The sequence below is a fragment of the Rhodovulum sp. PH10 genome (assembly GCF_000293785.1).
Classification (GTDB): domain Bacteria; phylum Pseudomonadota; class Alphaproteobacteria; order Rhizobiales; family Xanthobacteraceae; genus Rhodoplanes.
This window is the reverse complement of the sequence record NZ_AKZI01000090.1, coordinates 21,239-33,779: the sequence shown is the minus strand read 5'-3', so window position 1 is coordinate 33,779 and position 12,541 is coordinate 21,239. Positions and strand designations below refer to the sequence as shown.

Here is a 12,541-nt window from a genome sequence, read left to right as displayed (position 1 = left end):
CCCGCCTCAGGCGCTCTTTCGGTCGCGCATCAGCCCGGCGAAACGCCGGAAAAGATAGTGGCTGTCGCGCGGGCCGGGCGAGGCCTCGGGGTGGTACTGCACGGAAAACACCGGCCGGTCGGTCATCGCCAGCCCGCAGTTCGAGCCGTCGAACAGCGACACGTGGGTCTCCTTGACGTTGCCCGGAAGGCTGTCGCGGTCGACCGCAAAGCCGTGGTTCATCGAGGTGATCTCGACCTTGCCGGTCTCGAGGTCCTTCACCGGATGGTTCGCGCCGTGGTGGCCCTGGTGCATCTTCTTGGTGGTGCCGCCGACCGCGAGCCCGAGCATCTGGTGCCCGAGGCAGATGCCGAAGGTCGGGATGTCCTTCTCGATCAGCGCCTCGATCACCGGCACGGCATACTTTCCGGTGGCCGCCGGGTCACCCGGGCCGTTGGAGAGAAACACGCCGTCGGGCTTCAGCGCCAAAATGTCCTCGGCGGCGGTGGTGGCCGGCACCACGGTGACGTTGGCGCCGATCCCGGCCAAGAGCCGCAGAATGTTGCGCTTGATGCCGTAATCGATCGCGACCACGTTCAGGTCCGGGTTCTCCTGGCGGCCATAACCCTGGCCCCACACCCATTCGGTCTCGGTCCAGGTGAAGCGCTGGCCGGAGGTGACTTGCGGCACCAGATCCATCCCGACCAGGCCCGGCCAGGCGGCGGCCTCCTTCTTCAGGGCATCGAGGTCGAACTTGCCGTCGCGCGCATGGGCGATCACCGCGTTCGGCATGCCCTTGGCGCGGATCAGGCCGGTCAGCGCGCGGGTGTCGATGCCGCCGAGCCCGATGATGTTGCGCGCCTTCAGCCATGCATCGAGGTGACGCGTCGCGCGAAAATTCGACGGGCGGGTGATCGCCGCGTGCAGGATCACCCCGCAGGCGCCCGGCGTCGCCGCCATGTTGACGCTCTCGATGTCCTCCTCGTTGGTCCCGACATTGCCGATGTGGGGGAACGTGAAGGTGATGATCTGGCCGGCATAGGACGGGTCCGTGAGGATCTCCTCGTAACCCGTCATGGCGGTGTTGAAGCACACCTCGGCGACCGCGCGGCCCTCGGCGCCGAGGCCGAACCCCTCGATCACGGTGCCGTCGGCGAGCACGAGCAGGGCGGTGGGCTTGGGCTCCGCCCAAAAAGTTTCGGTCGAGGACATGGTGCGTTCCGCTGAGGTGGTCGGCCGCGGGGTGCCGGATCGGGGATGCCGGCGGGCGCTGGCCGTCCCGCCTTATTTGCGTATAAAGAGCGCCGAAGCAAGGGTGGGCGGCCCGAGGTCTCGGCCTCGCGGGCCGCATGTGCACGAGGACGGACGATGCTGCGCGACGACATCAATGCGGCCCTGAAGGAGGCCATGAAGGCGCACGATGCGCGCCGGGTCGGGACGTTGCGGCTGGTCAACTCCACCCTGAAGAACGCCGACATCGAGGCGCGCGGCGCCGGCAAGGGGCCGCTCGGCGACGACGAGGTCATGGCCGTCCTGCAGAAGATGATCAAGCAGCGCCAGGAATCGGTCGAGCTCTACGAGAAGGGCGGCCGGCCCGAGCTCGCCGCGCAGGAGCGCGAGGAGATCGCGGTGATCGCCGGCTATCTGCCGCAGCCGCTGTCGGAGGCCGAAACCGAAGCCGCCGCCAAGGCGGTGATCGCCGATCTCGGCGCCTCCGGCATGAAGGACATGGGTAAGGTCATGGCCGCGCTGAAAGAGCGCCATGCGGGAAAACTCGACGTCGCCAAGGCGAGCGGACTGGTGAAGACCCTGCTAAAGTAGCATACGACCGTCGGCTATCCGGCCCGTTCCGGGCTTTCGGACGGGGACGGCGGACGATTTTCAGCGGGCGGTTTCGGGGCCTCCTCCGGCGGGCGGGGGCCCGGATGCGCAGCCCGATATTTCGAGAGTGCCGATGCAGATTTATTACGCGTCCCGAGACGGGCAGTCCCGCAAGATCGCCGCCCACATCGCCGGCCGGCTGGCCGCGCGCGGCATCGCCGCGACGCCGGTCGACCTCGCCGCCGATCCGCCGAGCGCCGAGAAGCTGGCCGCGGCGAAGCTGGTGGTCGCGGTGCTGTCGATCCGCTACGGCAAGCACCTTCCGGAGGGGCTGCAGTTCGTCGAGATGTTTCGCTCGCTCGACCGGCCGCCGCCGCTGGCGCTCGCCTCGGTCAACCTCACCGCGCGAAAGCCGGGCAAGGACACTGCCGAGGGCAATGTCTATCTGCGCAAGCTGATCGCGGTGAACGAGCTGAAGCCGGCGGTCGCCGCCGCCTTTGCCGGCCGGCTCGACTATCCGCGCTACGGCTTTCTCGACAAGCTCGCCATCCGCTTCATCATGCTGATCACCGGCGGCCCGACCGACCCGAGCACGGTGGTGGAGTACACCCAGTGGGACCGGGTCGACGCCTTCGCCGCCAAGCTCGCGGAGATTTCGGGGGCGGAGAAGGGCGAGTAGCGAGTGGCGAGTGGCGAATAGGGAGTAGCGAGTGCGAGTACCGAGTGGGGTGGGCGGAGCGTGCCCACCGTTCGGCGAAGAGGGAGTTGCGAGTGGCGAATAGCGAGTGGCGAGAAAGGAGAGCGAATAGGGCCGCTCCTCGCCTGTTCCTCGCCTGCTATGCCCGCTTCTTCTGGTCCATGAACGACCGCAACACCGCATTGATCCGCCGCTGATAGCCCGGTCCTTCCGACTTGAAGAAGTCGAGCACGTCGTCGTCGAGCCGGATCGAGATCGCGGTCTTTTTCGGCGGCTCCGCGAGAACGGCCTTCGACCAGTCGACGTCGAGCGGCACTGCATCGGGGTCGTTGCGCACGGCCTCGCCAATCTCTTCGTCGGTGAGAGCGTCGACGGCGGCCCAGTCAGTCCGTCCCTTTCGACGATCTCCCCATTTTCGCTTGATGATAGGCTCGTCGCTCATCTCTTCGCGCGCAGCGTGCCGAGATGACACGGACGGACGCATTTCGCCACGTGAACACCACGGCGAGAACGCGGCCTTCCGTTTCCCGATCGCTTTCCATCGCGCCTCCTCGTTTCGGTCCGACCGGTGAAGAAAAGTCGGTCCATAGAAAATCCCGATCGCGTCCTCGAAGTCTATCCCGTGTTTTCGTCTGTTCTTTTCGGCTTTTCCAGGGTTCCAATCGAAGTCGTCGATCCGTCCGACCAAATTTTCAAACGAATCCTCGAGCATGACAATTCATCCGAAAACGCACCTCATGATAAAAATTTCTTCATAGAAAATATAACGCGATCAACGTCCGTTTGAAACGTGCGGGTTGTCGCATTGGTTGCTATAGTGTATATACATCTGTATGTGGCGCCTGTCCAGGGAGGTGACTCGCCACTCGCCACTCGCCACTCGCCACTCGCAGATGGGCACGCTTCGCTTTGCCCATCCTACTCGCCACTTCCCTGTGGATATCCGGGACAACGCCGCCCGCCGCCTCCGGGCGGCCGCAATGCGTCACGGTCGCCTTACATTCGCGGCACCGGTCCCATAGGCTCGCGAATCACCATGCGATTCCCGCCCGAGTTCCTGGACGATCTGCGCGCCCGCCTGCCGGTCTCGGAGGTGGTGGGTCGGCGCGTCAAGCTGAAGAAGGCGGGGCGCGAGTGGAAGGGCCTCTCGCCCTTCAACAAGGAGAAGACCCCCTCGTTTTTCGTCAACGATTCGAAGGGGATGTGGTTCGACTTCTCGTCCGGCAAGAACGGCACCATCTTCGACTTCGTGATGGCGACCGAGGGCTTGTCGTTCCCGGAGGCGGTCGAGCGTCTGGCCCAGCAGGCCGGCATGCCGATGCCCAAATCCTCGCCCGAGGCGGCGCGGCAGGCGAAGCACGGTCGCACGCTGCTCGAGGTGGTGGAGCTCGCGGCACAATTCTTCGAGGCGACGCTCGCCACGCGGGCCGGCGCCCGCGCCCGCGGCTATCTCGCCGACCGGGGGCTGGACCCCGCCACCCAGGTGAAATTCCGCATCGGGTATGCGCCGCCCGACCGTTTCGCGCTGAAGGAGCATCTGGGCGGGCAGGGCGTCTCGGTCGAGGACATGGTGGAGGCGGGGCTGCTGGTCGCCGGCGACGACATCCCGGTGCCGTACGACCGCTTCCGCGACCGCGTGATCTTCCCGATCGGCGATTTGCGCGGGAGGATCGTCGCGTTCGGCGGGCGGGCGCTCGACAAGGACGTGTCGGCCAAATACCTCAACTCGCCGGAGACGTCGCTCTTCCACAAGGGCGGGCTGCTCTACAACGGGGCGGCGGCGCGCGAGGCGGTTCACAAAGGCGCGCAGCTGATCGGGGTCGAGGGCTATGTCGACGTCATCGCGATGGTCACCGCCGGCTTCCCTGGCACGGTGGCGCCGCTCGGCACCTCGCTGACGCCCGACCAGCTCGCGGTGATGTGGAAGATCGCCGACGAGCCCTTGCTGTGCTTCGACGGTGATTCGGCCGGCCGGCGCGCCGCGTTTCGCGCGGTCGATCTCGCATTGCCGCTCTTGCAACCGGGCAAGAGCCTCTATTTCGCCACCCTGCCGCAGGGCCACGACCCCGACGACCTGATCCGCGCCAGCGGCCCGGCGGCGATGGCGGACGTTCTCGCCAGTGCCCAGCCGCTCGCCGAAGTTTTGTGGATGCGCGAGACCGAGGCCGGCACCTTCGACACGCCGGAACGTCGCGCCGGCCTCGAGGCGCGCATATCGACCCTGCTCGGCGAGATCGCCCACGAGGGGGTGAGGAAATACTACCGGGAGGATTTGACCGCCCGTTTGCGCGGGCTGACCGCGCCGTCTGGCCCGCCGGGCGGTTTCGGGGCGCGGAACGGGTTCGGCGCGCGTGACGCGTTCGGCGGAAAGGGGCGCTTTTCCGGCCAGAAAAATTTTGCGCGCAACGGCTTTGCGCGGGGAGCGGGGGCTGCGCGGCCGGCGGAGCGGTTCGTCGGGCACAGCCCGCGGCTCTCCACCAGCCCGCTGGTGCGCGGCGTGCGGGCGATGCTGCCGCCGCGTGAGGCGCTGCTGGTGATTGCGGTTCTCAACCACCCCTGGCTGCTCGACCGCGATGCCGAGGCGTTCGCGGCGCTCGATCTTGCCCACCCCGATGCCGACCGGCTGCGCCGGGCGATCCTCGACGCCGTCTCGCTCGGCCACGACCTCGATTCCGAGAGCCTGCGGGCGGCGATCCGCGCGCGCGATCTCGGCCCCGTGCTCGAGCGGATCGAGGCGGCGATCACCCACACGGCCGACTGGGAGGCGCGCGCCGACGCCGCTCCGGAAGACGTGCGGCCATGGTGGCGCCATGTTCTAACCTTGCATCACAAGAACCGAACGCTAAATAGGGAGCTGAAAGAGGCCGAGCGCGCGCTGGGGGACGAGCCGAGCGAGCGCAATTATGCGTGGCTGCGCGACGTTCAGGACCGGCTGGCGGCGATCGAAGGCACCGAGGCCTCGATCGAGGGGTTCGGGACGCTGTCGGGTCGGCCGGCGCGCGGCATCTAGGCCGGCGGATCCGTCCGCGACGAAGGCGAGGCGCGACGCGCGGAACGAAAAAAGCGGCGCGAAACGAAAAACGAACGAGTGCGCGCGATAACCGCGCCGGGATTCGAGAATTGCGGCCGAGCCCGCCCTGGACCGCGGGGCGGGAGGCGGGGCGCCGGGGGCGTCTCGGGCGGGTGGCGACCCGCACGGCGAAGCGGTCGGGGTGTTTGTTTCAGGCCGGTACCGTCCGCGCGAGCGACCGGGCGGGTCCGGGGGCGAGAGCGGGGACGGGACGGCGAGCGGCCGGATCGGGACGGACGGGCGGCGGCGACGCTGCCCTTTTTTGGCCGGCGGCACCGTGCGGCGTGGGCGAGAGCGCGGCTCCAGGAGAACTCATGGCGACCATCAAGACGAAAACGGCCGGCAAGGACAAGGTCGTGAAGGACAAGGCGGCCGAGGGCACCGAGACGCAGACCCCCGAGACTCCCGACACGCCGCTGCCGCTGCTCGACCTGTCGGACGCCGCCGTCCGCAAGATGATTCGCCTCGCCAAGAAGCGCGGTTACGTCACCCACGACCAGATCAACGCCGTGCTGCCCTCCGAGGAGGTGACCTCCGACCAGATCGAGGACATCTTTGCGATGCTCAACGAGATGGGCATCAATGTCGTCGAGCAGGAGGAGCACGGCGAGGAAGAGGCCGGTGAGGACGCGCACGACGACGACGACGAGTCGGACGGCGAGCTGATCGAGGTCACCCGCGCCACCCCCGCCAAGACCGAGCGCTCCGAGCCCGGCGAGCGCACCGACGATCCCGTCCGCATGTATCTGCGCGAGATGGGCTCGGTGGAGCTCCTGTCGCGCGAGGGCGAGATCGCCATCGCCAAGCGGATCGAGGCCGGCCGCGAGGCGATGATCGCCGGCCTGTGCGAGAGCCCGCTCACCTTCCAGGCGATCATCATCTGGCGCGACGAGCTGAACGCCGGAAAGGTCTTCCTGCGCGACATCATCGACCTCGAGGCGACCTATGCCGGGCCCGAGTCGAAGGGCGGCGGCGCCTCCGCCGGCGCCAGCGAGGACGGCGAGACCGATGCCGAGACCGACGGCGACGAGCCGGTCGAGGCCCCGCCGGTCGCCCCCGCTGCCCCCGTCGCCAAGCCCGCACCCGCCGCCGCCAAGCCGGCGCGTGGCGCCGCCCGCAGCGGCGGCGAGGAGGACGGCGAAGCCGCGATGCCGGAAGGCGAGATCGACGAGGAGGACATGGAGAACTCCATGTCGCTCGCCGCGATCGAGGCCGAGCTGAAGCCGAAGGTGCTGGAAACCTTCGACATCGTCGCCGACACCTACAAGAAGCTGCGCCGGCTGCAGGACCAGAACGTCGAATCGAAGCTCAAGAACGAGTCGCTCTCTCCCGCTCAGGAGCGCAAGTACAAGAAGCTGAAAGAGGAGCTGATCGCCGAGGTGAAGTCGCTGCGGCTCAATCAGGCCCGCATCGATTCGCTGGTCGAGCAGCTCTACGACATCAACAAGCGCCTGGTCGGCTACGAGGGCCGGCTGATGCGGCTCGCCGAGAGCCACGCCGTGCAGCGCGAGGATTTCTTGCGCAACTATCTCGGCTCCGAGCTCGATCCGCGCTGGCTCAACCGCGTCTCCAAGCTTTCCGCGCGGGGGTGGAAGAATTTCGTCGCGCGTGAAAAGGATCTGATCAAGGAAATCCGCGGCGACATCCAGGCGCTCGCCGCCGAGACCGGCCTCGAGATTCTCGAGTTCCGCCGCATCGTCCACATGGTGCAGAAGGGCGAGCGCGAGGCGCGTCAGGCGAAGAAGGAGATGGTCGAGGCGAACCTTCGCCTGGTGATCTCGATCGCCAAGAAATACACCAATCGCGGCCTGCAGTTCCTGGATCTCATCCAGGAGGGCAATATCGGCCTGATGAAAGCGGTCGACAAGTTCGAGTACCGCCGCGGCTACAAGTTCTCGACCTACGCCACGTGGTGGATCCGGCAGGCGATCACCCGCTCGATCGCCGATCAGGCGCGCACCATCCGCATTCCCGTCCACATGATCGAGACGATCAACAAGATCGTCCGCACCTCGCGCCAGATGCTGCACGAGATCGGCCGCGAGCCGACCCCGGAAGAGCTGGCCGAGAAGCTCGGCATGCCGCTGGAGAAGGTGAGAAAAGTCCTCAAGATCGCCAAGGAGCCGATTTCGCTGGAGACGCCGATCGGCGACGAGGAGGATTCGCATCTCGGCGATTTCATCGAGGACAAGAACGCCATCCTGCCGATCGACGCGGCGATCCAATCGAATCTCCGCGAGACGACGACCCGCGTGCTCGCCTCGTTGACGCCGCGCGAAGAGCGCGTGCTGCGCATGCGCTTCGGCATCGGCATGAACACCGACCACACCCTCGAGGAGGTCGGCCAGCAGTTTTCGGTCACCCGCGAGCGCATCCGCCAGATCGAGGCGAAGGCCCTGCGCAAGCTGAAGCACCCGTCGCGCAGCCGGAAGCTGCGGAGCTTCTTGGACAACTGACGGCGCCGCGCTCGTCGGGCGGACCAGCGTAGGGCGGAATAGCGCAACGTATTCCGCAGCCGTGATGAGGTGGCGAAGAGGATGGCGGAATGCGCTTCGCTATTCCGCCTTACGCTGACGGGCCGTCATGCCGATCATCGCGATCTTCAACGGCATCATCATTCAGATGTTCTTCGAAGATCACGATCCACCGCACGTCCATGCGGTCTACGGCGAGATGAAAGCGTTGGTACGGATCGCGGACGGCGAGGTCATTCGCGGCAGGCTGCCGCGACGCCAGGCGAGGCTGGTGACGTCCTGGGTTCGGATCAGGCAAGCCGAGTTGATGGAGAACTGGCGACATGCGCAAACCGACGGCCGCTGCTTCCGCATTCCAGGACCCGCCGATGATTGACGTCGTCTCGGTGAAGGCGGTCGGTGGTTTCAAGCTTCACGTCGGCTTTTCGGACGGCTCCTCTGGCGTGCACGACTTCTCGTCGACCGTCGCGCGCGACGGGGAGATGGTGCGCCCCCTCAAGGAGCCGGCGTTCTTCGCCCGCGTGTTCGTCGAGCTGGGCGCGCTTTCCTGGCCGAACGGTTTCGATCTCGACCCGATTGCGCTGCACGACCGCATGGCAGCGGCCGGAGAACTGACCCGGACGGCGGCAGAGTGACGACGAGCGACGCCCTGGCTCAGTCGAAGCAGGGTGGGCAGAGGCGCGAAAGCGCCGTGCCACGCGGTGCGCGGTCGGTGGGGTGACGGACTGCCGGTGGGCACGCTTCGCGCTTCCCACCCTACGGGAAAGCGGGTCGAAAATGTCCAAGCCCGTGATCTTCACGATTTCTGCGGTGTGGGACGCAGAGGCGTCGGTGTGGAGCGGCCACTGCGACGACATCCCGGCGGCCGCCGACGCGCCGACGCTCGACGGACTGATGGCGAAAATCTCCGCCATGGCGCTCGACCTCTCGCCCGACGTCGATCCCGCCTCGCTGTCGTGCAGATCATGTAGGTCGGAACGGGCCTCGGGAGCATTGCCGTGACCACGATGATTTCGGAAGTTTACGACGCCTTCGTCGCGGCCGGTGCGCCGGAGGACAAAGCGCGCCGGGCAGCCGAGGCCGTCGCGAATTACGAGGCGCGGTTCGCCCGGATCGATGCCGATCTTCTGGTGCTGAAATGGATGACCGGCACCATTCTCGGCGGCGTCGTCGCGCTGGTCGTCAAGGCATTCTTCGCGTGAGCGACACTCGCGACCGCCGGGATTTCGGTGACAGGTCGAAGTAGGGTGGGCAGAAGCGCGAAAGCGCCGTGCCCACGCGGTGCGCGCGTCGGTGGGCGACGGACTGCCGGTGGGTGCGCTTCGCGCTGCCCACCCTACGGGACAGCGCGCTCGACCTCTCGCCCGCCGATCATCCGGAGGTCGGTTCGCCTCGGAGGTCGTGCAGATCGAGGCCGGTTCCTTCCCCACCGCCCGCCGTGCTACCCTGGCTCGCATGAACGGAACTTTTCGTCCGCCCGGGCTGCCGCTCACCACCACCGCCGCCGAGGGGTTGCTGCGGCGGCGCTTCACCGTGGCCGAGATCGAGGAGATGACGGCCAAGGGGATCATCGCCGAGGACGAGCGCATCGAGCTGATCGGTGGGGAGGTCGTGCCGATGGCGTCCAAGGGCAACCGGCACGAGATGCTGAAGGCGGCCTTGAATGTTCACTGGGCGCGGCGGCTGCCGGACGACCTGATGCTGGTCACGGAGACGACCTTCCGGCTCACCGCGGACACCTATCTCGAGCCGGATTTCGTCTTTTATCCCAGGGCGAGCGGAATCAAGGGTTTGTCGGCCGGCACGGCGAGGCTGGTGGTGGAGATCGCCGATTCGAGCCTCGGCTACGATCTCGGCCTGAAGGCGTCGCTCTATGCCGGCTTCGGCATCGCCGAGTTGTGGGTGATCGACGCCGTGCGGCTGGTCGCCCACGTCCATCGCGAGCCGACGCCGGAGGGGTATCGCTCGATCGTCGAACGAGCGTCCGACGAACGGCTCGTGCCGCTCGTCGCCGCCTCGCTCGAAGTCCGCCTCGCCGAGCTCGATCTGCGCTGACGGCGCCTGCCTCTCCTCACCGCCCCATCAGTGCCAGCAGCCGGCCCTCGTCGGCGCGCTGGAGCGCGGCGACGTGCTCGCGACGGCTGCAGTCGGGGCACAGGTGCCGCATGTTTTCGCCGTTCGGCAGGGTGTCGCGCACCCGGTCGAACTGCGCCGCGGTGACGTAGTACTCGCCGCACGATTCGCAGGTCAGCATCGGCTGGCGGCACACCACCGTGCCGGTGATGCTGGTCGTGCGGGTCGAGGTGTCGCTCTCCACCTTGATGGCGCCGGTCGGGCACACCGCGGCGCAGGCGCCGCAGCCGATGCAGCTCGTCGCCGGCCGGGTGAAGTCGGTGAACACCATGCGGCCGCCGGCCGCCTCGTCCATCCGCAGCGCCTCGGCGCCGACCTCGCTGCACACCAGCTCGCACAGGCCGCAGCCGATGCACACGTCGCAGCGCAGGCAGCGGCTCGCCTCGCGCTTGGCGTCGGCCTCGCCGAGGCCGAGCTCGATCGTGTGATAGCCGGCGGTCCGCTCGCGGGCGTTGCGCTCCGGCATGGTCGGCCGCAGCCGCACGCTGCGCTGGATCGCGTCGACCTCGACCAGCGGCGCCGGCACGGCCTCGGCCTGCGGCGCCGCGGTCTCGCCGGTGAGATATTCGTGGATCGCGTCGGCGGCGGCCTTGCCGGCCTGCACCGCCGCCACCACGGTCGATGCGCCGTGGGCGATGTCGCCGCCGGCATAGACGCCGGGCTCGGCGGTCGCGCCGGTCACCGGGTCGGCGACGATGAAGCCGCCCTTCACCTCCACCCGGCTGCCGGCGAGGCAGTCGAGCGCCGCCTGCTGGCCGACCGCGGCGAGCACGTGGTCGACCTTCAGCGTCAAGGCCTCGCCGCCTCGGCGCTCGGCCTCGGTCGCCTTGGGCGAGCGGGTGAAGATAACGCGGTTGTCGGGCAGCACCCGGTCGGGCGTCCACAGTTCGAGGATCTCGACGCCCTCGGCGACCGCGAGCGCGATCTCGTGCGGGCTCGCCCGCATCTCCTTGCGGCGGCCGCGATAGACCATCGAGACGTGGCGGGCGCCCTGGCGCAGCGCGGTCATCGCCGCGTCGACCGCCGAGTTGCCGCCGCCGATCACCACCACGCGCGGGCCGACCCGCGGGTTCTTGCCGGCCGCGACGCTCGCCAGAAAGTCGAGCGCGCCGTGCACGAACGGCAGCTCCTCGCCGAGAATGCCGGCCCGCCTGGAGAGCTGCAGGCCGAGCGCGAGATAGGTCGCCTCGAAGCCTTTTTCGCGCAACGCCCCGAGCGAGCGGATCTCCGCCCCCGTGTGGATCGTCACGCCGGCGCGCGTGATGTGGGCGATCTCGGCGTCCAGCACGTGCGCCGGCAGCCGGTAGGACGGGATGCCGTAGCGCATCATCCCGCCGGCCTTTTCGCGGGCCTCGAACACCTCGACCCGGTGGCCGCGCATCGCGAGATAATAGGCGATCGTCAGGCCGGAGGGGCCCGAGCCCACCACCGCGACCCGCTTGCCGGACGGCGAGCGACGGGGGGAGGGCACGGTGCAGCACTGCTCGGCGACCACCGCCTTGAGCGGGCGGATGAACAGCGCGGAGCCGGTCGCGCCGCGCACGCATGCGCTTTCGCACGGCGCGGGGCAGACCAGGCCGCACGAGTGCGGCAGCGGGTTGTCCTCGCCGATCAGCCGCAGGGCCTCGCCATAATCGCCGGCGCCGATATGGGCGAGAAAGCCCGGAATGTCGATGTCGGCCGGGCAGGCGGCGCGGCAGGGCGCGACGTTCGGCAGGAAGCAGACGCCCGCCGAGCAGGTGCCGTCGACCGCATGGCACAGCCACTCGTCGTGCGCCCGGGCGAGCGAGCCGGACAGCGCGTCGGCCGCCTCCGCGTCGAGCAGCGCGAGCTCGGGGCACAGCCGCTCGAGCCCGTCCAGCGTCTTTTGCGATCCGCGTCCGTTGGTGATCTGGGTGATCAGCCGGGTCGCTTGCGCGAGCGTGCGGCGAAGCGGGCGACCCGCATTCTCCGCGGCCCGCCACCGGCGACGCAGAGCCGTCCGCATCGCAACGACCACGCAGGCGCAAGGCGCCTCTTCCACGCTCATCGGCATCGCCTCCAGGGCGTCATGTGCAGGGTGGCGTCTGCCGGGGTCTGGAAGGAGCGACGAGCGGGCAGGCAGGGAATGCACACACAAGCAGGTCGATCGGTATGTCATGTGATTTTGGCATGCGGTGCGGGCGCCGTCACGCAACGCTCGGCTCTCCTGCGTCCCGCCGGGCGCCGGGCGGCCATGCCGTATTGCGGAGGCTCGATGCGACGGCCGCCGCCTTTTCCCTGCCGTACGCCGTTTGGGCAGAGCAAGTCGAGAGCGCCACTCGACGAGACGAAGCTCAGGAGCGCTCGGCCGATCGAATAGGCCGGAAAAGCCGAGCATCGAGCAGA

Annotated in this window: 12 protein-coding genes; 9 read left to right on the top strand and 3 right to left on the bottom strand. The window is 68.1% G+C overall.

The genetic code is table 11. The annotated features are described in order from the left end of the window. Positions 1 to 6: 6 nt before the first annotated feature. Positions 7 to 1,191: a glutamine-hydrolyzing carbamoyl-phosphate synthase small subunit gene (gene carA / locus A33M_RS15095; protein WP_008388705.1), complete on the bottom strand. Its 1,185-nt coding sequence runs from the start codon at positions 1,189 to 1,191 to the stop codon at positions 7 to 9. Between the two features lie 156 nt (positions 1,192 to 1,347). Here carA and A33M_RS15090 point away from each other — a divergent pair, with 156 nt between their 5' ends. Together A33M_RS15090 and hemG are read left to right on the top strand one after the other, a co-directional pair. Continuing rightward, entirely contained in the window at positions 1,348 to 1,800 is a 453-nt protein-coding gene (locus tag A33M_RS15090) for a GatB/YqeY domain-containing protein (protein WP_008388704.1), read from the top strand. A gap of 133 nt (positions 1,801 to 1,933) precedes the next feature. Continuing rightward, complete coding sequence (gene hemG / locus A33M_RS15085) at positions 1,934 to 2,479, top strand: menaquinone-dependent protoporphyrinogen IX dehydrogenase (RefSeq protein ID WP_008388703.1); 546 nt, start codon at positions 1,934 to 1,936, stop codon at positions 2,477 to 2,479. A gap of 157 nt (positions 2,480 to 2,636) precedes the next feature. On the opposite strand, the gene A33M_RS24675 is transcribed toward hemG, so the two are convergent. Then, positions 2,637 to 3,209, bottom strand: coding sequence for a BrnA antitoxin family protein (locus A33M_RS24675; RefSeq protein ID WP_083850486.1), 573 nt, complete (start codon positions 3,207 to 3,209; stop codon positions 2,637 to 2,639). Between the two features lie 324 nt (positions 3,210 to 3,533). Here A33M_RS24675 and dnaG point away from each other — a divergent pair, with 324 nt between their 5' ends. The 7 genes from dnaG (at position 3,534) to A33M_RS15045 (ending at position 10,096) form a co-directional block, all read left to right on the top strand. Continuing rightward, positions 3,534 to 5,507, top strand: coding sequence for a DNA primase (dnaG, locus tag A33M_RS15075; RefSeq protein WP_008388699.1), 1,974 nt, complete (start codon positions 3,534 to 3,536; stop codon positions 5,505 to 5,507). Between the two features lie 374 nt (positions 5,508 to 5,881). Continuing rightward, positions 5,882 to 8,023, top strand: coding sequence for an RNA polymerase sigma factor RpoD (gene rpoD, locus A33M_RS15070; protein ID WP_008388698.1), 2,142 nt, complete (start codon positions 5,882 to 5,884; stop codon positions 8,021 to 8,023). Between the two features lie 127 nt (positions 8,024 to 8,150). After that, a complete protein-coding gene (locus tag A33M_RS15065; RefSeq protein WP_008388697.1) occupies positions 8,151 to 8,417 on the top strand; it encodes a DUF4160 domain-containing protein in 267 nt (88 codons plus the stop codon). Next, a complete protein-coding gene (locus A33M_RS15060) occupies positions 8,410 to 8,676 on the top strand; it encodes a DUF2442 domain-containing protein (protein WP_008388695.1) in 267 nt (88 codons plus the stop codon). The genes A33M_RS15065 and A33M_RS15060 overlap by 8 nt, the downstream gene beginning before the upstream one ends. A gap of 142 nt (positions 8,677 to 8,818) precedes the next feature. Further along, positions 8,819 to 9,043, top strand: coding sequence for a DUF1902 domain-containing protein (locus A33M_RS15055; protein WP_008388693.1), 225 nt, complete (start codon positions 8,819 to 8,821; stop codon positions 9,041 to 9,043). 5 nt (positions 9,044 to 9,048) lie between these two features. Continuing rightward, positions 9,049 to 9,243: an integrase gene (locus A33M_RS15050; RefSeq protein ID WP_443213275.1), complete on the top strand. Its 195-nt coding sequence runs from the start codon at positions 9,049 to 9,051 to the stop codon at positions 9,241 to 9,243. 253 nt (positions 9,244 to 9,496) lie between these two features. After that, a complete protein-coding gene (locus A33M_RS15045) occupies positions 9,497 to 10,096 on the top strand; it encodes a Uma2 family endonuclease (RefSeq protein ID WP_008388689.1) in 600 nt (199 codons plus the stop codon). 16 nt (positions 10,097 to 10,112) lie between these two features. Here the strand turns inward: A33M_RS15045 and A33M_RS15040 are convergent, their stop codons facing one another. Beyond that, entirely contained in the window at positions 10,113 to 12,203 is a 2,091-nt protein-coding gene (locus A33M_RS15040; protein WP_008388687.1) for an FAD-dependent oxidoreductase, read from the bottom strand. Between the last annotated feature and the right edge of the window lie 338 nt (positions 12,204 to 12,541).